At 72.2% G+C, this 22362-nt stretch carries 22 protein-coding genes and 1 pseudogene; 6 read left to right on the top strand and 17 right to left on the bottom strand.

Annotated elements, in window-relative coordinates; genetic code table 11:
- Positions 1-86: 86 nt before the first annotated feature.
- The 4 genes from ACFXPL_RS27730 to ACFXPL_RS27715 form a co-directional block, all read right to left on the bottom strand.
- A complete protein-coding gene (locus ACFXPL_RS27730) occupies positions 87-587 on the bottom strand; it encodes a hypothetical protein (RefSeq protein ID WP_384924637.1) in 501 nt (166 codons plus the stop codon).
- A 41-nt stretch (positions 588-628) separates the two neighbouring features.
- A complete protein-coding gene (mqnC, locus tag ACFXPL_RS27725) occupies positions 629-1828 on the bottom strand; it encodes a cyclic dehypoxanthinyl futalosine synthase (protein ID WP_384924634.1) in 1200 nt (399 codons plus the stop codon).
- 104 nt (positions 1829-1932) lie between these two features.
- Positions 1933-3891 carry a serine/threonine-protein kinase gene (locus ACFXPL_RS27720; protein ID WP_384924632.1) on the bottom strand — a complete coding sequence of 653 codons (1959 nt, stop codon included), beginning with the start codon at positions 3889-3891 and terminating at the stop codon, positions 1933-1935.
- Between the two features lie 69 nt (positions 3892-3960).
- On the bottom strand, positions 3961-4773 hold the full coding sequence (locus ACFXPL_RS27715) for a menaquinone biosynthetic enzyme MqnA/MqnD family protein (RefSeq protein ID WP_384924687.1): 813 nt from the start codon (positions 4771-4773) through the stop codon (positions 3961-3963).
- A gap of 490 nt (positions 4774-5263) precedes the next feature.
- Here ACFXPL_RS27715 and ACFXPL_RS27710 point away from each other — a divergent pair, with 490 nt between their 5' ends.
- On the top strand, positions 5264-5467 hold the full coding sequence (locus tag ACFXPL_RS27710) for a cold-shock protein (protein WP_365814426.1): 204 nt from the start codon (positions 5264-5266) through the stop codon (positions 5465-5467).
- A 188-nt stretch (positions 5468-5655) separates the two neighbouring features.
- On the opposite strand, the gene ACFXPL_RS27705 is transcribed toward ACFXPL_RS27710, so the two are convergent.
- From ACFXPL_RS27705 to ACFXPL_RS27680, 6 genes and pseudogenes are all read right to left on the bottom strand, one after another.
- A complete protein-coding gene (locus ACFXPL_RS27705) occupies positions 5656-7827 on the bottom strand; it encodes an AMP-dependent synthetase/ligase (protein ID WP_384924630.1) in 2172 nt (723 codons plus the stop codon).
- Positions 7828-7910: 83 nt separating this feature from the next.
- Positions 7911-8368 (bottom strand): annotated as a pseudogene (locus ACFXPL_RS27700) (acetyl-CoA C-acyltransferase); the annotation flags it as partial.
- A gap of 119 nt (positions 8369-8487) precedes the next feature.
- On the bottom strand, positions 8488-8850 hold the full coding sequence (locus ACFXPL_RS27695) for a hypothetical protein (RefSeq protein ID WP_384924629.1): 363 nt from the start codon (positions 8848-8850) through the stop codon (positions 8488-8490).
- A complete protein-coding gene (locus tag ACFXPL_RS27690) occupies positions 8847-9503 on the bottom strand; it encodes a TetR/AcrR family transcriptional regulator (RefSeq protein ID WP_384924685.1) in 657 nt (218 codons plus the stop codon). Before ACFXPL_RS27690 ends, ACFXPL_RS27695 begins: the two co-directional genes overlap by 4 nt.
- A gap of 189 nt (positions 9504-9692) precedes the next feature.
- Positions 9693-12008 (bottom strand): FtsX-like permease family protein, encoded by a 2316-nt coding sequence (locus tag ACFXPL_RS27685; RefSeq protein WP_384924627.1) that lies wholly within the window; start codon positions 12006-12008, stop codon positions 9693-9695.
- A complete protein-coding gene (locus ACFXPL_RS27680) occupies positions 12005-12715 on the bottom strand; it encodes an ABC transporter ATP-binding protein (RefSeq protein WP_384924625.1) in 711 nt (236 codons plus the stop codon). The genes ACFXPL_RS27685 and ACFXPL_RS27680 overlap by 4 nt, the downstream gene beginning before the upstream one ends.
- 194 nt (positions 12716-12909) lie before the next feature.
- On the opposite strand from ACFXPL_RS27680, the gene ACFXPL_RS27675 reads away from it, so the two are divergent.
- Together ACFXPL_RS27675 and ACFXPL_RS27670 are read left to right on the top strand one after the other, a co-directional pair.
- Positions 12910-13743: a sensor histidine kinase gene (locus ACFXPL_RS27675; protein ID WP_384924623.1), complete on the top strand. Its 834-nt coding sequence runs from the start codon at positions 12910-12912 to the stop codon at positions 13741-13743.
- 26 nt (positions 13744-13769) lie between these two features.
- Positions 13770-14543, top strand: a complete 774-nt coding sequence (locus tag ACFXPL_RS27670; protein ID WP_384924683.1) for a response regulator — start codon at positions 13770-13772, stop codon at positions 14541-14543.
- 16 nt (positions 14544-14559) lie between these two features.
- Here the strand turns inward: ACFXPL_RS27670 and ACFXPL_RS27665 are convergent, their stop codons facing one another.
- The 5 genes from ACFXPL_RS27665 to ACFXPL_RS27645 form a co-directional block, all read right to left on the bottom strand.
- Positions 14560-14889 (bottom strand): DUF4229 domain-containing protein, encoded by a 330-nt coding sequence (locus ACFXPL_RS27665; protein WP_384924622.1) that lies wholly within the window; start codon positions 14887-14889, stop codon positions 14560-14562.
- 38 nt (positions 14890-14927) lie between these two features.
- Positions 14928-15458, bottom strand: a complete 531-nt coding sequence (locus ACFXPL_RS27660; protein WP_384924620.1) for a GNAT family N-acetyltransferase — start codon at positions 15456-15458, stop codon at positions 14928-14930.
- 50 nt (positions 15459-15508) lie between these two features.
- Positions 15509-16672, bottom strand: a complete 1164-nt coding sequence (gene mqnE / locus ACFXPL_RS27655; protein ID WP_384924681.1) for an aminofutalosine synthase MqnE — start codon at positions 16670-16672, stop codon at positions 15509-15511.
- A gap of 142 nt (positions 16673-16814) precedes the next feature.
- Positions 16815-17267, bottom strand: a complete 453-nt coding sequence (locus tag ACFXPL_RS27650; protein WP_384924618.1) for an Lrp/AsnC family transcriptional regulator — start codon at positions 17265-17267, stop codon at positions 16815-16817.
- Between the two features lie 194 nt (positions 17268-17461).
- Positions 17462-18169, bottom strand: a complete 708-nt coding sequence (locus tag ACFXPL_RS27645) for a UbiX family flavin prenyltransferase (RefSeq protein WP_384924616.1) — start codon at positions 18167-18169, stop codon at positions 17462-17464.
- A 106-nt stretch (positions 18170-18275) separates the two neighbouring features.
- Between ACFXPL_RS27645 and ACFXPL_RS27640 the strand changes: the two genes are divergently transcribed.
- Positions 18276-18899 carry a rhomboid family intramembrane serine protease gene (locus tag ACFXPL_RS27640; protein ID WP_384924614.1) on the top strand — a complete coding sequence of 208 codons (624 nt, stop codon included), beginning with the start codon at positions 18276-18278 and terminating at the stop codon, positions 18897-18899.
- Positions 18900-18960: 61 nt separating this feature from the next.
- Here the strand turns inward: ACFXPL_RS27640 and mqnP are convergent, their stop codons facing one another.
- Both mqnP and ACFXPL_RS27630 read right to left on the bottom strand, forming a co-directional pair.
- Complete coding sequence (gene mqnP, locus ACFXPL_RS27635) at positions 18961-19863, bottom strand: menaquinone biosynthesis prenyltransferase MqnP (protein ID WP_384924612.1); 903 nt, start codon at positions 19861-19863, stop codon at positions 18961-18963.
- Positions 19860-21311: a menaquinone biosynthesis decarboxylase gene (locus ACFXPL_RS27630; RefSeq protein WP_384924610.1), complete on the bottom strand. Its 1452-nt coding sequence runs from the start codon at positions 21309-21311 to the stop codon at positions 19860-19862. Before ACFXPL_RS27630 ends, mqnP begins: the two co-directional genes overlap by 4 nt.
- A gap of 85 nt (positions 21312-21396) precedes the next feature.
- Between ACFXPL_RS27630 and ACFXPL_RS27625 the strand changes: the two genes are divergently transcribed.
- Entirely contained in the window at positions 21397-21846 is a 450-nt protein-coding gene (locus tag ACFXPL_RS27625; RefSeq protein ID WP_384924608.1) for a PLD nuclease N-terminal domain-containing protein, read from the top strand.
- A gap of 6 nt (positions 21847-21852) precedes the next feature.
- Positions 21853-22320, top strand: coding sequence for a nucleoside deaminase (locus ACFXPL_RS27620; protein WP_384924606.1), 468 nt, complete (start codon positions 21853-21855; stop codon positions 22318-22320).
- Positions 22321-22362: the final 42 nt, after the last annotated feature.

The following is a 22362-nucleotide window of genomic DNA, read 5'->3' as shown; positions in this document are numbered from 1 at the left end:
GATTCTGACAGTTTCAAACAGGTACATGTCAAGGGTGCATACGTACGCGCCCCTCCACAGCGGGAGGTGTCAGGCGCGGCGGTGCGTCAGGCGCGGCGGTGTACCAGCCGTCCCGCGCACACCGTGGCGATACAGCGCCCGTCCGCGTCGAACACGGCGAGGTCCGCGCGTCCCCCCGGCCCGGCGAGCGCGGCGCGCCGGGCGGCCGGCAGCACGACGACGCCCACCCGCGCGGCGGCGGCGCGGAGCGCCGGGTCCTCCGAGACGTACGCGTCGAGCACCGCGACCCCGCCCCGCTTCAGCACTTCGTGGATCCGCTCGCGCGGGCTCGGGGCGTCGGGCAGGGGCCCCTCGTGGACGCGCCCGGGTCCGAGCACACCGGCCCATGTCCTTACCCGCGCGCCCGGGAACCGTACCCGCAGCTCCTCGTACGTACCGACCGCGAGGATCCGGTCCCGGCCGACCACCACCGCGCCGCCCGCGACGGGCTCGCCGCCGCCCGCGCCGTCGCCGTCGTTCCCGCCCTCACCGGCACCGTCGTCGTCCCACGTGTACCGGAGCACGTCGGCCGCGTGCAGGGTCTCCACCTCAGCGCCTCACAGGAAGTCGGAGAGCCGTCGCGACGGCGTCAGTTGGTGGCGATGAGCTTCAGCTCGGGGTGGGCCGTGCCGCCCTCGATCGCCGTCGACGAGATGTGGGAGGCCACCCGGTCGTCGACCGGGTCGTTCGCCGGGTCGTCGTGCACCACCAGGTGCTCGTACGTCGTGGCGCGCTGCGCCGGGACCCGGCCCGCCTTGCGGATCAGGTCGATGATCTCCAGCCGGTTGGAGCGGTGCCTCGCGCCGGCCGAGGAGACGACGTTCTCCTCCAGCATGATCGACCCGAGGTCGTCCGCCCCGTAGTGCAGCGAGAGCTGGCCGACCTCCTTGCCGGTGGTCAGCCAGGAGCCCTGGATGTGGGCGACGTTGTCGAGGAAGAGCCGGGCGATCGCGATCATCCGCAGGTACTCGAAGAGCGTGGCCTGCGTGCGGCCCTTCAGGTGGTTGTTCTCGGGCTGGTAGGTGTACGGGATGAACGCGCGGAAGCCGCCCGTCCGGTCCTGTACGTCGCGGATCATCCGCAGGTGCTCGATGCGCTCGGCGTTGGTCTCGCCCGTCCCCATGAGCATCGTGGACGTGGACTCGACGCCCAGCCCGTGCGCGGCCTCCATGATCTCCAGCCAGCGCTCGCCGGACTCCTTGAGCGGCGCGATCGCCTTGCGGGGCCGCGCGGGCAGCAGTTCGGCGCCCGCGCCGGCGAAGGAGTCGAGACCGGCGGTGTGGATGCGCTGGATGGCCTCCTCGACGGAGACCTTGGAGATCCGGGCCATGTGCTCGATCTCGGAGGCGCCGAGGGAGTGGATGACGAGCTGCGGGTACGCCTGCTTGATCGCCGCGAAGTGCTTCTCGTAGTACTCGACGCCGAAGTCCGGGTGGTGCCCGCCCTGGAACATGATCTGCGTGCCGCCCAGCTCGACGGTCTCCGCGCAGCGGCGCAGGATGTCGTCGAGGTCGCGGGTCCACCCCTTGGCGGTGTCCTTGGGCGCGGCGTAGAAGGCGCAGAACTTGCAGGCCGTCACACAGACGTTGGTGTAGTTGATGTTCCGCTCGATGATGTACGTCGCGATGTGCTCCGTACCGGCGTACCTGCGGCGGCGTACGGCGTCGGCCGCGGCGCCCAGCGCGTGGAGCGGCGCCGACCGGTAGAGGTCGAGGGCCTCCTCGGAGGTGATGCGCCCACCCGCGGCGGCACGGGCCAGAACGGACGTGAGGTCGGCCTTCTCGGTCACCGGGGCGGGTCCTTCCCAAGGGGTTGTCACGACCGATTCAGCCTACGCCAGGGGGTGCGGTGGTCGGCGGGCACCCATGGCGGACGGGTGACGGCGCCTCCCGCTCACTCCTTGGTGAGGGTGCCTTTCGGGGTGCCCGCGGCGTCCTCCGCGGACTCGTAGCGCAGGGTGGTGCCGGAGGTGCGCGTGAAGGTCAGTTCGGCCGTACCGCCCGTGGTGCACAGCGACCGCGTACTGCGCTTCGACGGATCCGTACGCTCCTCGACCCGGAGCACGTCGGCGGTGGCGGAGACGAGCTCGCCGACGCCGAAGCACTCCACGGTGGTGCCGAGGACGGTGATCCTGGTCGTCGTCCTGACGATGTCCTCGCCCTTCACGCCGGGGACGAACACGGCGGTGAGCGTGCCGTGCGGGAGCCCGCCGCGTTCGGTGAGCGGCCCGCTCCAGGTGCCGACGAAGGTCTTGGGGACCCCGGCGGGGGCCGCCTCCGAGGGCCGGCCCGAGGGGATGCCGTCGGCGGGGTCGCGGGTGGCGGGGGTCGTCTGTGACGGGCGGCTCGCGGCGTCGCCGCTCTCGTCGCCGGACGTGGCGCCGCGCAGCTGGCCGAGGAGGAGCGAGCCGCCGACCGCCACGGCGGCGAGGACGCCCGCCACGGCGAGGGCGACGGTGCAGCTCACCCTGCGGACGGGGCGGCGAGTGGCGGCGCCCGGCGCGTGCGTGGTGCCCGTACCGGAGCCGCTTCCGTGTCCGTGTCCCCGGCCCGGGGCCGTGTCCGTCCGCAGATCGGCGGAGACGGAGAAGAGCCGCCGGGCCTCCTGGCCCACCGTGGGCGGCCCGGCGGGCGGCGGTACGGACGACTCCGGTACGGCGGACGGAGGTACGGGGGACGGAGGTACGGGGGACGGTGGTACGGGGGACGGTGGCACGGGGGACGGTGGCACGGGGGACGGTGGCACGGGGGACGGTGGCACGGGGGACGGTGGCACGGGCAGGGGTACGGGCGGGCCGAAGGTTCCGAGAGGGCCGAGGGGCCCGAGGGGCGGGCCGCCGACCGAGGCGCTGCTGAAGGGCACAGGACCGGTCTGCCCGGGGACGGGCGCGGCGGCCCGGTCCGGGCCGGGACGCCCGGCCGCGTCCGGACCGTGCCCGGTCGTCTCCAGGTCCAGCAGCCGCACCACCGCCCGGCTGATCTCCTCGACCAGCGGCCCCGGCAGCCAGCCGCCCGCCACCAGCGCCCCCGCCCCGTCCGGGGCGAGGAGCCGCCCGACCTCGGCGGGAGCGGGCCGCGCCGCCGGGTCCTTGGCCAGGCAGCGCGCGACGACGTCCCGCGACTCGCCCCGCAGCGCGCCGAGATCGGGCTCCTCGTGCACCACCTTGTAGAGCAGCGCGGCGGCCGAGGCGTCGCCGGGGAAGGGGCTCGCGCCGGTCGTGGCGTACGTGAGGACCGCGCCCAGCGAGAACACGTCGGCCGCGCCGGTGACGGCCCGGCCGAGTATCTGCTCGGGCGCCATGTAGCCCGGCGAGCCGACCGAGACGCCCGTCGAGGTGAGCGAGCTGGTGGAGTCGGTGGCGCGGGCGATGCCGAAGTCGATCAGCCGGGGGCCGTCCAGGGCGAGCAGCACGTTCGACGGCTTGACGTCCCGGTGGATCAGCCCGAGGGCGTGGACGGCCGCCAGCGCCTCCGCGAGACCGGCGCCCAGCGCGCGTACGGAGGTCTCGGGCAGCGGCCCGTGGCCCGCGACGGCCTGGGTCAGCGAGGGGCCCGCCACATAGCCCGTGACCACCCACGGAACGTCCGCCTCCGGATCGGCGTCCAGCACCGGCGCCGACCAGCGCGGCCCGCCGGGGCCGGTGCCGACCCGCCGCGCCGCGTCCACCTCGCGCCGGAAGCGGGCCCGGAACTCCTCGTCCGCCGCATAGCGCGGGTGGACGGCCTTGACCGCGACCGTACGGCCGCCCGCCGAGCGCCCGAGGTAGACGCGGCCCATCCCGCCGGCGCCCAGCCGCCCGAGCAGCCGGTACGGGCCGATGGCCGGCGGATCGCCTCTGTCGAGCGGCTGCATGGACCGTCCCCCTGTCCGAAGGCGTGCCTCACGGCGTGCCCTTCGTTCCTGTGGGAAGCACCTTAGGAGTCAGGCGGTCAGCAGTTCCACGTGTACGTCGGCGGGGAATCCGGTCGTCGGTCCCGTGCGGCGCGCGAACTCCGCCACACCGGCGAGCTGGTCGGGACCGAAGCGGAAGTCGAGCGTCGTGAAGTACCGCTCCAGCAGCTCCGCGTCGAACGTCTCCCAGCGGGCGGCGTGCTTGGCGACCCTCGCCACCTCCACCAGGGAGAGGTCCCGGGACGCGAGGAACGTCCGGTGGACGTCCCGGACGAGTTCCGGCTCGCGCGCCAGGTACTCCTTGCGCGCCGCCCAGACCGCGAAGACGAACGGCAGCCCGGTCCAGTCCTTCCACATCTGGCCCAGGTCGTGGACCTGGAGGCCGAGCCGGGGCGCGTCGTGGAGGGACGCGCGGAGGGCGGCGTCGCCGATGAGGACGGCCGCGTCGGCCTCCCGCATCATCAGGCCGAGGTCCGGCGGGCAGGTGTAGTAGTCGGGCCGTACGCCGTACTGCTCACTCAGCAGGAGCTGGGCCAGCCGTACCGACGTACGGGACGTGGAGCCCAGGGCGACGCGGGCGCCGTCGAGCTGATCGAGCGGCACCTGCGAAACGATCACGCAGGACATGACGGAGCCGTCGCAGCCGACCGCGAGATCGGGGAACGCGACAAGGTCGTCGGCGTTGCGGAGGAATTCGACGAGGGTGACGGGGGCGATATCCAGCTCCCCGCGCACGAGCCGTTCGCTGAGCTTCTCGGGAGTGTCCTTGGTCAGTTCCAGATCGAGAAGGGATCCGGTCCTGGCGAGCCCCCAATAGAGGGGCAGGCAGTTCAGGAACTGGATATGGCCGACGCGCGGCCGGGTGCCGTGGCCGCCGCTTCCGCCGTCCTTGCCGTCGCCGTCGCCGTCGCCCCCGGCGGGGCCGGGCGCACCCGCCGCCGCTGTCTCCGCGACTGTCCCCGCCGGGGCCTCTGCCGGTGCCTCTGCTGTCGCTTCTGCCGCTGACTTTTCTTCTGGACTGTCCACAGCGTGAGGCTAGACCCGTGGCGTACGGGGAAGTGCTCCGGGGGCGGAGAGCCGGTCCGGTGTCGCCCGCCCGGCCACGTTGGCGACCCCGTTTCGTCAGCCTGTGAGGCCCTTATACAAACGTCCGGGTGAAGTGATCTTTCCCTCTACCGCTGCGCACATGGTGCGTGCTAGGCTCGCCGCAAGTTGCAGTTTGGTTTCCCTTGCAGTACAGAGCCTGCGGAGCATGTAACCCGCAGGCTTTTGTAGTTTTCAGACTTCTTTGCAGGTTCTGGAGCAGGGCAACCCTTTGGCCCAAGGAGGGCTTATGGCTACCGGAACCGTCAAGTGGTTCAACGCTGAAAAGGGCTTCGGCTTCATCGCCCAGGACGGCGGCGGCCCGGATGTCTTCGTCCACTATTCCGCGATCAACGCAAGCGGCTTCCGTGCCCTTGAGGAGAACCAGGTAGTGACCTTCGACGTCACTCAGGGTCCGAAGGGCCCGCAGGCGGAGAACGTCACCCCGGCCTAGTTGCCAGGTCCGGCGATCGCGGACGTCTTACACGCAGTACCCAAGGAGCCCTGCTTCTCCCACTCGGGTGGGGGAAGGCGGGGCTCCTGCCTTTTCCCGCCCCTACCCGGGCCGCGTCCTTGAATTCCCCCCACGATTCAAATGGAACGCTTGTTCGCCGTTTCGCCGTTTCGCCGTATACAACCCGTTCACGTGTACAGCCCGGCTATCTCCGCCGCGAAGTCCTCGGCGATCGCCGCACGCCGCAGCTTCAGCGTGGGCGTGAGATGGCCTCCCGCCTCCGTGAAGTCCCGTTCGAGGACCCGGAAGCGGCGGATCGACTCGGCGCGGGAGACCAGCCGGTTCGCCTCGTCGATCGCCCGCTGGAGCGCGGCGCGCAACTCCTTGTCGTGGACGAGGGCGGCGAGCGGGGCGCCCTGCTTCCCCCGCATCAGCCGCCAGTGCGCCAGCCCCTCCGGTTCCAGGGTGATCAGGGCGCAGGCGTACGGGCGGTTGTCACCGACCACCAGACACTGACTGACCAGCGGGTGGGCACGCAGCCAGTCCTCCAGCGGCGCCGGCACGATGTTCTTGCCGCTGGACGTGATGATGACGTCCTTCTTGCGCCCGGTGATCGTCAGATAGCCGCCCTCGTCCAGCGCCCCCAGGTCCCCGGTGGCCAGCCACCCGTCCGCCGCGCCGGAACCGGCCCCGGGGCCCGGCTCCAGGGTCCGTACGGCCTCGCCGCGCTCCGCGTCCCAGTAGCCCGCGAAGACATGGCCGCCGCGCAGCAGCACCTCCCCGTCCTCCGCGATCCGTACGGAGGTGCCCGGCATCGGCCAGCCGACCGTGCCCAGCCGGGGTTTGAGCGGCGGGGTCACGGTCGACGCCGCCGTGGTCTCCGTCAGCCCGTACCCCTCGAAGGTCACCACCCCGGCGCCCGAGTAGAACGCGGCCAGCCGGTGCCCGAGCGGGGAGCCGCCGCAGATCACGTACTTCACCCGGCCGCCCAGGGCCGCCCGGATCCGCCGGTAGACCAGCGGTTCGTAGAGCGCCCGCAGGGCCCGCAGCCCGAACGACGGGCCAGGGCCCTCGCCGTGCCCCGCCGCCTCCACCGCGGCGCCGTACGCCTGGGCGATCCGCGCGGCCCGGTCGAAGGAGGCGCCGCGCCCCATCCGCTCCGCCGTGGCGCGGCCGGTGTTGTAGACCTTCTCCAGGACGTACGGGATGGCCAGCAGGAACGTCGGCCGGAACCCCGCCAGATCCGCGAGCAGGTCCTCCGTCCTGATGGAGGGCGCGTGGCCGAGCCGTACCCGTGCGCGCAGACAGGCGATCGCGACCATCCGGCCGAAGACGTGGGAGAGCGGCAGGAAGAGGAGCGTGGAGAGCGTGCCGGACGCGTCGGACGGGATGGACGGGACGAGGGGGACGACGGAGGCGAACCTGTCCGTCGCGACGGATCCGTCCGGAGAGATGGATCCCTCCGGGGAGGCGGGCCCGTCCGGGGAGGTGGCCGGCGAGGTCGCCGGGGCGTAGCGCGCCTGGCCCGGTGCCTTGAAGACGGGGTGCAGCAACTCGATCGCGTTGTCCACCTCCGTGAAGAAGTTGCCGTGCGTGAGGACGCAGCCCTTCGGGCGTCCGGTGGTCCCCGAGGTGTAGCTGACCGTCGCGACGGAGTCGGGGCCGAGGGCCGCGCGCCGTACGGTGACGTCCTCGTCCGGGATGTCACGCCCTGCCGCGCACAGGGTGTCCACGGCCCCACGCTCCACCGTCCACAGCCGGGTGAGCCCGGGCAGCCGGTCCCGTTCCTGACTGATCAGCCGCGCCTGGATCCCGTCCTCGACGACGCAGGCCACGGCGCCCGAGTCCTGGAGGATCCAGCGGACCTGGAAGGCCGAGGAGGTCGGGTAGATGGGTACGGTGACCAGCCCGGCGGCCCAGGCGGCGAAGTCCAGGAGCGTCCACTCGTAGGTCGTACGGGACATGATCGCGAGCCGGTCGCCGGGGCGCAGCCCCTCCGCGATCAGCCCTTTGGCGACGGCCAGCACCTCGGCGGCGAAGGCGGCGGCCGTGATGTCCTGCCACTCCGGGCCGCTGCCGCTCCTGCCGCGCGACGGCTTCGACTTCGCCGTCGGGCCGGGCCCCGTCCGCTTGCGGCTGATGACGACCGCGTCCGGCGCCTCACGGGCGTTGTCGAAGGGGATCCCGGCGAGCGAGCCGCGCCGTACGGGCCGCGCGAGCGGCGGTACGGACACCTCCCTGACCACCCCGTCCTGCCACTTCCTCGCCGGCTCGACCAGTGGCGGTACGGACGGGGGCACCGGCAGCGGTACGGGCACGGCGGTGGTGGGCAGGGCGTCGGCGGGCAGGGCGTCGGACACGGGCGTGCTCCTCGTTCAACCTTGCTGTTCTGGCTGTACTGATGATGCGCGGGTCAGACGCGTTCGAGGACCGCCGTCACGCCCTGGCCGCCCGCCGCGTTCGCCCGGCGCGCCCGCGGCGGCAGCAGCCGCAGCTCGTCGTTGACGCCGAGGGGTGCGTCGCTCGCCGTGTCCGCCCGGCCCGCGATCGCGGAGTCGACGGCGCCGAGCGCGATCTTGTTCGCGGCCGCGATGACGGCCTGGAGCCCGGTCCCGCACGCCTGTTGGATGTCGTACGCGGGCGACGCGGATCCAGCGCCGAGCCGAGCACGCTCTCGCGGGCGGGATTGAAGTCCCGGCTGTGTTCGAGAACGGCCCCCGCGACGAACGCGCCGGCCAACTCCCCGCGCAACCCGAGGCGTTCGGTGATCCCGTCCAGGGCGGCCGCCGGCATCTCCTGGCCGGAGGCGGTCACGTACGGGCCGCCGGCGCGCACGAAGGGGGCGCGGACGCCGCCGAGGAGAGCCACCCGGCGGGGTCGCGGCGGGCTGAGGGGGATCATCTCGACCAGCTCCTGACCCTTCAGTAACCTTACTGATGGTTACGCTACGACCGCGCAGGGAGCCACGACAACGGCCGACCGCTATCTGCACTTCTCCGGCACAGCACCCGGCCGATTCCTCACCGAAAAACCCGGACTTCCGCAGCCGGTGGCGCCCGGAAACGCCCGCACTTGACGGCCCCGTCATCGCCCTCGCAGCGGGCCGCCCGGGTGCCGCGCCGCCCTCGCTGCCGCCCACCCTGGTCCGTGGCGCGGTCGCCTCGCCGCTCAAGCGCCTGCCACCCGCCGAGGGCGCGGCCCTGCCGGGCACCCGGCTCGACCGGCGCGGGCTCGCCTCGTACGCCCGGGGCGTGGGCGGAGTTCAGGGCGCCGGTGCCGCTGCCGCTGCCGCTGCCGGGCACCGTGACGTACGGGGTGGAGCCCGCGCCCTCGGGCGTCGCCTTCCAGCCGCGCGCCGCGGCCGGTGCGCGCGCCCATGTCACCGGCGAGGAGTGGTCGGCCAGCGCTCGCCCGCCATGAGCCGGCCGAGGCCCATCCAGGAGAAGTTCATCAGCGTCGCGGCGGCCTCCTTGGCCGAGACGCCGGGCGTCTCGTTGGCCCAGTCGGCCAGCGACTCGGCGGCCCCCACCAGCGCCTGCGCCAGCCCGGCCATGTCCCGGTCGGCCAGCTCACCCGCGTCGCCGCCACCGTCCGTACCGCTGTCCGTACCGCTTTCCGTACCGCCGACCGAGCCGTCGACCGCCTCGCGGGCCGCCGCCCCGATGAGCGCCGTCACGACCGCGACCAGCTCGTCCCGCATCGCCGCCGCCTCGCCCGCGAACGGCTCCCCGTGCGTGCGCGCCCGGCGGTGCAGTACGGACCAGCCGTCCGGGTTCTCCGCCGTATGCGCGAAGAACGCGCCGAGCCCCGCCCGTAGTTGGCGGTCGGCCGACACCCCGGGCCGGGCGCCCGCGGTCACGGCGGCGAGCAGGGCGGCGGCCTCCCGGCGGATACAGGCGGTGAAGAGGTCTTCCTTGGAGTTCAGATACAGGTAGACCAACGGCTTGGACACCCCCGCGACTTCGGCGATGTCGTCCATCGAGGAGGCGCGGTAGCCGCGCCGCCCGAAGGTCCGTACGGCGGCGTCCATCATCATCCGCTCCCGCACCGCACGCGGCACCCGCTTGCCGGACAGCGCGGCCCCCGCGGACCCCGCCGCAACCGGCCCGCCCACCGCGGCCACGTCCAACTCCTGCTCCCGCCCCACGCTTTCCTCCCAGCCGGGACCCGGACCCCGGCCCCCGTCCGGCCCCAGCCTACGGCCCGGTCCTGGCGGCGCCCCCGGCTACTCGTTGCGCAGCACCTCCGCGATGGTGAGACGCGCCGCCGACCGCGCCGGGACCAGCGCACCGAGGACGGCGATCGTGACGCCCGCCAGCACCGGACCGGTCAACTGCGGCAGGTGCCATACACTCTTCATCGACTCCGGGAACGCGATCACCCCGACGTTGTCCACGACCAGCCGGTGCGCCACGATCCCGAGGGGGATGCCGAGCGCCCCGCCGACCGCGCCCAGCCCCGCGACCGACGTCACCGTCATCGCGACCGTCTGGCGCGGTGTCATGCCGATCGACTTGAGCATGCCCAGGTCCCGCCGCCGCTCCCGGGTGTTCAGCAGGACGGTGTTGAAGACGCCGAGCGCCGCGACGACGGTCAGCAGCACGGTGAAGACCGTGGAGAAGGTGACGACGGCCACGACGGCGCCGCCGCTCACGGAGAGCGGCGACGGGCGGAGCGCCGGATCGAGCGCCTCGACGGCCTTGAGGTAGGGCCCGCTGCCGGTGCCGGGGGCGAGCCGGATCGTGTAGCCGAAGACCGGTGTGTCCGGGGCCAGTTCGGCCATGGTCCGCCGCCCCGTCTCCAGGGACCGGGCGTCGCCGTCGATGACCTCGCCGACCACGGTCACGGGGAGCTGCCGCCCGTTCAGGTGCAGGGTGGTCCGGTCGCCGACCGTGAGCCCGTTCTCCTTCAGGAACGCGGGCCCCGCCGCGACCTCGCGCGGCCCGTCCGGCCAGTGCCCCGTGACGATCCGGTCGGCGAGGGGCCGGGTGTCCCCCCAGTAGAAGTCGAGGAAGCGGGTGGTGGCGGCGGACCCCGCGAGACGCACCTCGGTGAGCGCGCGGACCGTGATCCGGTCGGTGCCGGGCAGCGCGCGCAGCCGCGCCTCGATCTGCCGGTCACTGAGCTTCGACGCCGCCTCGTCGCCCTCGGGCTCCCTCATGTCCACGGCGATCCGCTCCGCGCCGTCGCCCCGCGCTCGGTCCGCGTACGCGACCATCGTGCTGGTCAGACCGGTGGTCAGGGTCACGGTGGTGACCCCGAGGACGATGGCCGCCATGGTCAGCAGTGTCCGGCCGGGGCGGGCGAACGGCTGGCCGAGCCCCAGGCTCACCGGCCGCGGCAGCCGCGTACCGCCGAGCCACCGCTGCACCCGCAGTCCGCGCCCGGTCCGTGGTGCGCTGCCCGCGCTGATCGCCTGCGCGGCGGGCAGCCGGTGGGCGCGGAGCGCGGGGATCAGCGCGGCGAGGACGACGAGGGCGGGCATGGCCACCAGGCACCCGGCGGAGAGCCAGGGGCTGACGCCGATGGACGCGGTGCCGGTCTCGATCCCGCCGAAGGCCAGCTTCAGGATGGGCGGTGCCAGTACGGTGCCGAGCGCGGTCCCGAGGACGGAGCCGACGACCGCGGGCACGGAGACCATCGTCAGGTAGACGGCGAGGACCTGGTTCGGGGTGAACCCGAGCGCCTTGAGCACGCCGATGTGCCGGTACCCGGAGACCACCGCCCCGCTGACCACGTTCCCGACGATCAGGACCGAGACCAGCAGCCCGAGTACCCCGAAGAGCGTCATGAACGGGAGGTACGCGTCGGCCTGCGCGGAGAAGGCCTGCTTGAGGGTGAGATACGACTGCGCGCCGGTGAGCGCGCCCGCGGGCAGCCCGGCGGTCGCGGTGTCCAGAGCGGTCCGGAGCCGCGCCTCCGTCCCTGTTCCCGCATCCGAGAAGCGGTAGAGCATCTGGGCCGAGGGCGGGTGCAGCGCGGCCATCTGTCCTGGCGTCACCCAGCCGCCGGCGGACCGGCTCATACCGGCCGCGAACCCGACGACGGTGAGCGTCGGCGCCCCGGGCGTCTTCAGCTCGGTCCCGAGCATGTCGGAGCTGGGCGTGCCCTGGATGGGCCATTCGACGACGAGTTCCCCGGGCGCGGTGGCCCAGCGGCCGGTCAGCAGCCGGATCCGGTCCACCGGGCCCGCCGGATCGGCCCGGCCCACCACGGTGAGCGGACCGCTCGGCCTCCCCAGCCAGCTGTCGGGCACTTGGAGAACGGCCTGGCCGAAGGGGCCCGCGGCAGCGGCGACCCCCGGCCGCCCGGCGGTCCGGGCGAGTTGCGCGTCCGACGCCTTCGCCGCGTCGAAGCTCACCACCGCGTGGGCGCCCCGCTGCTCGGCGAAGGCCCGGTCGAAGGGGGCGGAGGTGGCGTCGAGCACCACCATCGCCAGCAGCACGGTCGCAGTGGAGCACAGGACGACGAGACCGATCACGAAGGTCTGGAGCCCGCGGCGCTTCACGGCCCCGCGCGAGGCCCGCCATACGGCGCTCATCCTGCCGCCTCCAGTGCGCTCGTACGGGCCACCCGGCCGTCGGCGACCTCGACCAGGAGACTGGCGCAGCGCGTGGCGAGACGCGGGTCGTGGGTGACGATCAGCAGGGTCTGGCCCATCTGGTTGAGATCGATCAGCAGGTCCATCACCTGCTCGCCGGAGCGGCTGTCGAGGGCGCCGGTCGGCTCGTCGGCCAGGAGCAGCGCCGGGCGGTTCATGAGCGCCCTGGCCACCGAGACCCGCTGGCGCTCGCCGCCGCTGAGGGTGGCCGGATAGCTGTTCCCGCGGTCGGCGACCCCCAGTTCGTCGAGGAGTTCCAGCGCGCGCGGCCGGGCCTGCCGGGCCGGGGTGCCGGTCAGTTGGGCGGCCAGCGCCACATTGTCCAGCGCGGGCAGGTCGTCGATGAGGTTGAAGAACTGGAAGATCATCCCGATCTGGCGGCGCCGGAACAGCGCCAGCCCCGTCTCGTTCAGCTTCCCCAGGTCCTGGCCGCCCACCTCGACGGTGCCCGAGGTCGGACGGTCGAGTCCGGCGATCAGGTTGAGCAGGGTGGACTTGCCGCAGCCGGAGGGCCCCATGACGGCGACCGCGTCGCCCGCGCGGATCTCCATCGACAGGCCATCCAGGGCCTTCGCCTCGCCGTACTCCTTGTGCACGCCGTCCAGCCGGACGACGATCCTCGGCGCACTGCCGTCATCAGTTGTCATGGCACGAACCTAGAAGCGGTCTCAGGACCCCGGCGTCACGCGCGGGATGTATCCGTCCAGGGCCGTCATCCCGGCGATGTACGAAGCTGCACCGGGAGAATGACGCGGAACGCGCCGACTGCTGTGAGGCTGAGGGGCGAGGACTGATGGCTGAGGGCTGATGCCTGGGAGCGGAGAACGGGGAGGGGCGGCGGGTGGTGGTGGGATGGCTGGTCGCGGCCCTGACGGTGGCGGGCGCGGCCGTGGCGTGGCTGGGGGTGCTGCTCGGCCGCGCCCGGCGGTCGCACCGGGCGGCCGTGGAGGAGCGGGGCTGGCTGCTGGAGCGTGAACGGGAGAGCGCGGCCCGTACCGCGGTGGACGCCGAGCGGTCCCGGATCGCGGCGGAACTGCACGACATCGTCAGCCACAACGTGAGCCTGATGGTCGTTCAGGCCGGGGCCGCCCGCGAGGTGCTGGCCACGCTGCCCGACGAGGCCGCGACCGCGCTCGGCGCCGTCGAGACCGCCGGGCGGAACACGATGACCGAGCTGCGGCATCTGCTGGGGCTGCTCGCCCCGGCACAGGACGGCGAGGACGCGCCGTACGGCACGGGCCTGTCGCCGCAGCCGAGTCTGCGCCGGCTCAGCCCGCTGATCGACCGGATCGCCTTCGCCGGGCTGCCCGTGGAGGTACGGATCTCCGGTGAGCCGCGCCCCCTCCCGGCCGGCATCGACGCCACCGCCTACCGGATCGTCCAGGAGGCGCTGACCAACGCGCTCAAGCACGGGGAGGGGGCGAAGGCCGAGGTGACGGTGCGTTACGCGGACCACTCTCTGCGGGTCGAAGTGCTGAACAGCGGGCCGAGCGCGCTCTCCGGCGGCGGGGCGGCGCCCCGGGAGCGGCCGGCCGTGGTCCCGGCGGACGGCGCGGGGCGCGGACTGATCGGCCTGCGGGAACGGGTGGCGGTCTACGGCGGCGACCTGGACGCCCGGCGCCGGCTCGGCGGCGGCTACCGCGTCCGCGCCCGGATCCCGCTGGACCGGCCGTGACGGCACCGGGCGGGACGGGGCCGGCCGTGACGGGGCCGGGCGGGACGGGGCCGGGCACGGCGACATCGGGTGGGCGCGGCCCCCGCGTCGTGATCGCCGACGACCAGGAGCTGGTCCGCACCGGCTTCGGCCTGATCCTGCGGGCGCGCGGCATCGAAGTCGTCGGCGAGGCGGCCGACGGGGCCGAAGCGGTGGAGGCGGTGGGCGAACTACGGCCCGACGTCGTGCTGATGGACATCCGGATGCCCGTGATGGACGGGCTGGAGGCCGCCCGCCGCGTACTCGCGCGAGTTCCGGAGTGCCGGGTGATCATGCTGACCACCTTCGACCTCGACCACTACGTCTACGCCGCCCTCGCCGCCGGTGCCAGCGGCTTCCTCCTCAAGGACGTCACCCCGGCGCATCTCGCCGCCGCCGTACGCCTCGTCGACACGGGTGACGCGCTGCTCGCGCCGTCGATCACCCGCCGCCTGGTGGAACGCTTCGCGTCCGGCACGCCGCGAACCGGCGCCCGGCTCCCCGGCTCCCCGGCGTTAAGTCCCCCGGCCGTGCGTGCCCCGGCCGTCCACCGCGGTCTCGCGGCGCTGACGCCCCGTGAGCACGAGGTGCTGACACTGCTGGGCCGGGGGCTCTCCAACGCCGAACTGGCGCGGACGCTGACGCTCAGCGAGGCCACCGTGAAGACGCACGTGGCCCGGATCTTCGCCAAGCTGGCCCTGCGCGACCGCGCCCAGGCGGTCGTCCTCGCCTACGAGACGGGGCTCGTCGCCCCCGGCGACACGGGTCGGCAGGGCGGATGACGCCACTGGACGGCCGTTACCGGACGGCGCCGTCCTCCTGCGCCCGGTTGGCCTCCAGCCGGGCCTTCGCTGTGTCGACCTTGTCCACGATCTGCTCGGACATGGCGTCGCGCTGCTTGCGCAGCAGGATGAAGCTGAGCGGCGCCGAGATGACGACGGCGAGCAGCAGCACCCAGATGAAGTTCGAGTCCCCGAGCCCCTTGGGCAGCACGCCGACCTGGACCAGTCCGGCGACGACGACGAAGCTGGCGACGAAGATACCCAGGCGCATCGCGGTGTACCGGAGGGTGGCGCCTGTCTTCACAGCGGTCACAGCGGGCCTTCTCTCTTCTTCCGTGGGTGCCATAGGGGCTAAAGGCGTACGAACAGTGAAGCACGCACCGGTCAGTGCCGGTCCAGCGGGAGCAGCATCGTGATGTCGTCGCGGTCGTCGCCCGGGGCGACCCTGATCGCGTCCGGTACCCGGCCGACCTCCTTGTAGCCGCAGGCCGCGTAGAACGCGTCCGCGCCCGTACCGCCCCGGCAGGTGAGCCGTATCGCCTCGATGCCCTCGGCGGAGCGCGCCGCGTCGGCCGCCGCGGCCATCAGGTCGCGGCCGTACCCCCGGCCCTGGTGGCGGGGGTGGACCATCACCGTGTAGAGCCAGAGCCAGTGGCGCATCAGCCGGTGGGTGTTGAGGGTGAGGAACGCCACCGCGGCGACGGCGCCCTCCTCGTCGTACCCGACCAGCAGCCGGGTACGGCCCTCGGCCATCGCCGCGAAGTGCCTGACCACCTCGGGCCGGATGTCCTCGGCCGTCACCGGCGGGACGAATCCCACCGCGCCGCCGGCGTTGGAGACATCCGTCCACAGGGCGAGGATCCCGTCGCGCAGGGCGCGGTCGACCGCCGGATCCAGCTCGAATATGAGCGCCATACCCCGCTCGTCCTTCCCGTACCTCAAATCCGCTGTGCCAAGGCCCTGTCTCAGAGCCGCATCGCCTGCGGGGTCTCGCGGCGGTCCTGGTCCGGGCCCGGGTACTCGCGGATGATCTCGTAGCGGGTGTTCCGCTCGACGGGGCGGAAGCCCGCGTCACGGATGAGGTCGAGCAGATCCTCACGGCCCAGCTTGTTCGGCGTGCCGTAGTTGTCCGCGTCGTGCGTGATCTTGTACTCGACGACCGAGCCGTCCATGTCGTCCGCGCCGTGCTGGAGGGCGAGCTGCGCCGTCTGCACGCCGTGCATCACCCAGAAGACCTTGACGTGGGGCACGTTGTCGAAGAGCAGCCGGGAGACCGCGAAGGTCTTCAGCGCCTCGGCGCCGGTCGCCATCGACGTACGCGCCTGGAGGCGGTTGCGGACCTTGCCGTCCTTCATGTCCACGAAGTCGTGCTGGTAGCGCAGCGGGATGAAGACCTGGAAGCCGCCGGTCTCGTCCTGGAGCTCACGCAGCCGCAGGACGTGGTCCACCCGGTGCCGGGGCTCCTCGATGTGCCCGTACAGCATCGTGCACGGGGTCTTGAGCCCCTTCTCGTGCGCGAGGCGGTGGATGCGCGACCAGTCCTCCCAGTGGGTGGCGTGGTCGACGATGTGCTGCCGGACCTCCCAGTCGAAGATCTCGGCGCCGCCGCCGGTCAGCGACTCCAGGCCGGCGTCGATCAGCTCGTCGAGGATCTCGGAGGCGGAGAGCCCCGAGATCGTCTCGAAGTGGTGGATCTCGGTGGCGGTGAACGCCTTGAGGGAGACCTCCGGGAGGGCTTCCTTCAGCGCGCTGAGCGACCGCGGGTAGTAACGCCACGGCAGCGTCGGGTGGAGGCCGTTGACGATGTGCAGCTCGGTGAGGCTCTCGCCCTCCATCGCCTTGGCGAGGCGGACGGCCTCCTCGATGCGCATCGTGTACGCGTCCTTCTCGCCCGGCTTGCGCTGGAACGAGCAGTACGCGCACGACGCGGTGCACACGTTCGTCATGTTGAGGTGCCGGTTGACGTTGAAGTGGACCACGTCGCCGTTCTTACGGGTCCGCACCTCGTGGGCGAGCCCGCCGAGCCAGGCGAGGTCGTCCGACTCGTACAGGGCGATGCCGTCCTCGCGCGTCAGCCGCTCACCGGCCAGAACCTTGGCTTCCAGCTCGCGCTTGAGACCCACATCCAGAACAGATGCAGTCATCAGGCCGCCTCCCATACGTCTACCAATCGGGCTGGTCGAGCCTACGCCCCCCGACCGACAGAACCCGAGGCGGCCCTCCGCCCGCGTCCCGGGTCACCGCCCTCCCCCGGGGTGCCGCCCCCGGCTGTCAGTCCTCGGGGAGTTCGCCCACCCTGTTCTCCCACTTCGTGGAGAGAACGATGGTCGTACGGGTCCGGGAGACGCCCTTCGTACCGCTGAGCCGCCCGATCGTCTTCTCCAGGCCGTCGACGTCGCTCGCGCGCACCTTGAGCATGTACGAGTCGTCGCCCGCGATGAACCAGCAGTCCTCGATCTCGCCGAGGTCGCGCATCCGGCGCGCCACGTCCTCGTGGTCGGCGGCGTCGGAGAGCGAGATCCCGATCAGCGCGGTGACGCCGAGGCCGAGCGAGGCGGAGTCGACGGTGGCGCGGTAGCCGATGATGACGCCCGCGGCTTCGAGACGGTTGATGCGGTCGGTGACGCTGGGCCCGGAGAGCCCGACGAGCCGGCCCAGCTCGGCGTACGAGGCTCTGCCGTTCTCCCTGAGGGCCTGGATGAGCTGCCTGTCCACGGCGTCCATATGCCTGGAACCTTCCATTATTCAGTGATCTCGCAAAGATATAGAGAGAATCTAAGGCATGAAGAGGTGAAGTCCTGCGAATTTGCCAAATGATCAAAAGAATGATCGGCCACTGTCAGCCGCCCGACCCACGGCTCGGCTCACGACTCGGCCCACCGCCCGGCCCCTGCCCACGCCACCGCCCGGCCCACCGGTCACCGCTCGCGGGAGCCCCCCAGCTCCCCCTCCCAACGGCGGTACAGCCCGTGCTCCACCCCGGCCGCGTCCAGCACCCGCCCGGCGACGAAGTCGACCAGGTCCTGGATGTGCGTCGCCCCCGCGTAGAACGCCGGGGAGGCGGGCAGCACCACGGCGCCCGCCTGATCCAGCGTCACCAGGTGCCCCAGCGTCTGCCCGTTCAGCGGCGTCTCCCGCAGGGCGACGACCACCTTCCTGCGCTCCTTCAGCATGACGCTCGCCGCCCGCTGGAGCAGGTCCTTCGAGAGCCCGAGCGCCACCCCGGCCACGCACGCCGTCGAGGCGGGCACGATCAGCATCCCCTTCGCGGGGTACGAACCGGACGACGGCCCGGCGGCCAGGTCCCCGGCGGCCCAGTGCCGCACGTCAGAGAGGTCGGGCGCCAGCCCGCCCGTGAAGGTCTCCGGCTCGCCGTCCGCGCCGCGTGCCAGCCAGGCGGCCAGGTCCTCCCGCCAGTGCGCGTCCCGGAAGGCGATGCCCGTCTCGTCGAGCAGCGTCAGCCGTGACGCCCTGCTGACGACGAGATCGACGCTCTCTCCGGCCGCCAGCAGCCCGCGCAGCACGGCCGCGGCGTACGGCGTCCCGGACGCGCCGGAGACCCCGACGACCCAGGGCCGCCTCGGCCGGGGCGGGCTGTGGTGGTCTGCGTACGATCCGGGCTTCACGCATCCGAGCCTATCCGGCGGCCCCGGTCAGGAACCGACGGCCGGGTCCCGGACGTTCTCCGCAGAAGGGAGCACATGGATCACCGTGGACCACAGGGGGCCTGCGATGTCGTACCCGCCCGTCGGACCGACCACCTCGACCGCCTCGACCCCGCGCACCCGCGGCGACCGCGTGAAGGGCGCCGCCGCGCTGATGGCGGGCTGGGTCGCGCTGCTCTGGATCCTGGAGGCGGTCAACACCGCGACGGGCTCGCTGAGCACGTACGGGCTGAGCCCGCGCGACTTCGGTGAGCTGCGGGACGTCATCCCGATGGCGTTCCTGCACCACGGCTTCGACCATCTCGCGTCCAACACCGTGCCGCTGCTGATCCTCGGCTTCCTCGCCGCGCTGAACGGGCTGCGGCGGTTCGCCGCCGTCGTACTGACGATCATGGTCGTCGGCGGTCTCGGCGTCTGGCTCACCGCCGCCGACCACTCGGTCACGGCGGGCGCCTCGGGCGTGGTCTTCGGCCTGCTCGGCTATCTGCTGGTCCGCGGCTTCGTGGACCGCAGCGCGGTGGACATGGTGACCGGCCTGCTGGTGCTCGCGGTGTACGGCTCGGCGCTCTGGGGCGTCCTGCCGACCAACCCGGCCGTGAGCTGGCAGGGCCATCTCTTCGGGCTGATCGGCGGGGTCATGGCCGCCTTCATGTTCCGCAGGAAGCCGCCCATGAACGAACTCATAGGCTGAGGCCCGCTCACCTCACAGGCCCGCTCACCTCGCAGACCGCTCACCTCGCAGGCCGCTCACCTCACAGCGTGAGGCCCCGCACCAGCAGGTCCAGCAGCGCGCAGACGAACAGCGCGATCCCGATGAACCCGTTCACCGAGAAGAACGCCCGGTTCAGGCGCGACAGGTCGTGCGGCTTCACGATCGTGTGCTCGTAGAGGAAGGCGCCCACGACTATCACCAGCCCGGTCCAGAAGAACGCCCCGGCGCCGGTGGCCAGCGCGTACCAGACCAGCAGCACCGTCGTCACCACATGGCACGCGCGCGCCCCGTACAGCGCCGCCGGGATCCCGAAGCGCGCCGGTACGGACATCACCCCGTGCGCCCGGTCCGCCCGCACGTCCTGGCAGGCGAAGATCAGGTCGAAGCCACCGATCCAGATCCCGACCGCCAGGCCCAGGATCACCGCGTCCCACGACCAGGACCCGGTGACGGCGAGCCAGGCGCCGACAGGGCCGATGGCCTGGGCGAGACCGAGGATGGCGTGCGGGTAGTGGGTGAACCGCTTCCCGTACGGATAGACCACCATCGGGATCACGGCGATCGGCGCGAGCGCCAGACAGAGCGGGTTGAGCGCCGCCGCGGCCCCCAGGAAGACGACGACGGCGATCAGCGCGCCCGTCCACGCGGACCGTACGGACACCACGCCCGTCACCAGTTCGCGCCCCGCCGTACGCGGATTACGGGCGTCGATCTCGCGGTCGATGATCCGGTTGCACGCCATCGCGAACGTACGGAGCCCGACCATCGCGACCGTGACCAGCAGCAGCCGGCCCCAGTGGACGTTCCCGTCGAGCTGGAACATCGCGGTCAGTGCGGCGATGTAGGCGAAAGGCAGCGCGAAGACCGAGTGCTCGATCATCACGAGCCGCAGGAACGCCTTCGTCCGGCCCGGCTGCGGTACTGCCGCCGCTGCGCTGGTCACAGCCCGTACTCCCTCCACCGGCGGTCGACTTTCGCCGCCGTCTCCGGGTCGGACTCGACCATCTCCGGCCAGCCGCCGTCCCGTGTGTACCCCTCCTCGGGGAGCTTGCGCGTCGCGTCGATCCCCGCCTTGCCGCCCCAGAACTGCTGGTAGGACGAGTGGTCGAGATGATCGACCGGGCCCTCCACGACGGTGAGGTCGCGCGCGTAGTCGGTGTTGCCGAGCGCCCGCCAGGACACCTCGTGCAGATCGTGCACATCGCAGTCCGCGTCCACGACCACGATCAGCTTGGTCAGCGACATCATGTGCGCGCCCCAGATGGCGTGCATCACCTTCTGCGCGTGTTTGGGGTACTTCTTGTCGATCGAAACGATCGCACAGTTGTGGAAACCGCCCGACTCCGGGAGGTGGTAGTCCACGATGTCCGGCACGATGATCTTCAGCAGCGGCAGGAAGAACCGTTCCGTCGCGCGCCCCAGCGGCCCGTCCTCCGTCGGTGGCCGGCCGACCACGATCGACTGGAGCAGCGGCCTCTTCCGCATCGTCACACAGTCGATGGTGAGCGCGGGGAACTCCTCCTGCGGGGTGTAGAAGCCGGTGTGGTCCCCGAACGGGCCCTCCGGCAGCGTCTTCCCCGGCTCCAGCCACCCCTCGATGACGACCTCGGCGTTGGCCGGTACCTGGAGCGGCACGGTCTTGCAGTCGACCATCTCGATCCGCCGCCCCTGGACGAACCCCGCGAACAGGTACTCGTCGATGTCACCGGGCAGCGGCGCCGTGGAGGCGTACGTGACGGCGGGCGGACACCCGAACGCGATGGCGACCGGCAGCCGCTCACCGCGCCTGGCCGCCACCTGGTAGTGGTTGTGGCTGTCCTTGTGGATCTGCCAGTGCATCCCGATGGTGCGCCGGTCGTGACGCTGGAGCCGGTAGAGCCCGAGATTGCGGATGCCGGTCTCGGGGTGCTTGGTGTGCGTCAACCCGAGGTTGAAGAAGGAGCCGCCGTCCTCGGGCCAGGTGAAGAGCGCGGGCAACTGGTCCAGATCGACGTCGTCACCCGTGAGGACGACTTCCTGGACGGGCGCTTCCTTGATCTTCTTCGGCGGTACGTGGGCCATCGCGCCGAGCTTCCCGAACGCCTCGCGCACCCCGATGAAGCCCTGCGGCAGCTCGGGCTTGAGCAGCCCGCCGATCTTGTCGCTGATGTCGCTGTACGCCTTCAGCCCGAGCGCCTTGAGCAGCCGGCGGTCCGTCCCGTACACGTTCATCGCGAGCGGCATCGAGGAGCCGCGCACGTTCTCGAAGAGCAGCGCGGGCCCGCCGGCCTTGTTCACCCGGTCGACGATCTCCCCGACTTCCAGGTAGGGGTCGACTTCGGCCTTGATGCGCTTGAGGTCGCCGTCGCGCTCCAGCGCCCGGAGGAGCGAGCGAAGATCGTCGTAAGCCATGCCGTCCAGTATCTGCTACTCGGTACGCTGGACCTGTCACGGGGGCCGCGATCCGGTCTCGAACTCCACGACCAGGGGGAGCTCCATGCTTCGGGTGCTGATGATTCTGGTGCCGCTGGCTCTCAGCATCTACGCGTTCATCGACTGCATCACCACCGAGGAGAAGGAGGTCAAGTACCTCCCGAAGCCCGTCTGGGCGATTCTGGTGCTGCTCTTCCCGCTGGTCGGCTCGGTGGCCTGGCTCATCGTGGGACGGGAGCGTACGGCGGCGGCGCGGGGCGGCGGCTGGGTGGCCCCGGACGACAACCCCGACTTCCTGAAGTCCCTCAAGGACCGTAAGGACGACGGCGACGACGGCGACACGACCGCCCAGGACAAGACCCAGGACAAGACCAAGGACAAGGACAAGACCGCCGGGGACGACGACTCCGGGCACCTCCAGCGGTGGGAGGCGGACCTGCGCCGCCGCGAGGAGGAGATCGAGCGGCGCGAGAAGGGCGGCGGCAGCGCCGACGACACCCCGCCGAAGCCCTGACGGCTCATGTACGGGAACGGCGAAGGCGAGGCGCGGGCGCGGGCGTGGCTGGCGACCGCCGTCGAGGAGGCGCGGGCCGGGCTGGCCGAGGGCGGCATCCCGATCGGCGCGGCGCTGTACGGCGCGGACGGGACGCTGCTGGGCCGGGGCCACAACCGGCGTGTCCAGGACGGCGATCCGTCCCTGCACGCCGAGACGGCCGCGTTCCGCGCGGCGGGGCGGCAGCGCTCGTACCGGGGCACGACGATGGTGACGACGCTCTCGCCGTGCTGGTACTGCAGCGGGCTGGTGCGGCAGTTCGGGATCTCGCGGGTGGTGATCGGGGAGGCGGAGACCTTCCACGGCGGCCATGACTGGCTCGCGGAGCACGGGGTGGAGATCGTGCTGCTCGACTCGGCGGAGTGCGTGGCGCTGATGCGGGAGTTCATCGCGCGGAGCCCCGGGCTGTGGCACGAGGACATCGGCGAGGACTGAACGCCCCGGTAACGAGAAGAGGCGCCCCGCGCGGACCTGGTC

The sequence above is a fragment of the Streptomyces sp. NPDC059092 genome (assembly GCF_042756365.1).
GTDB lineage: Bacteria > Actinomycetota > Actinomycetes > Streptomycetales > Streptomycetaceae > Streptomyces.
This window is presented reverse-complemented; position numbering and strand designations above follow the sequence as displayed.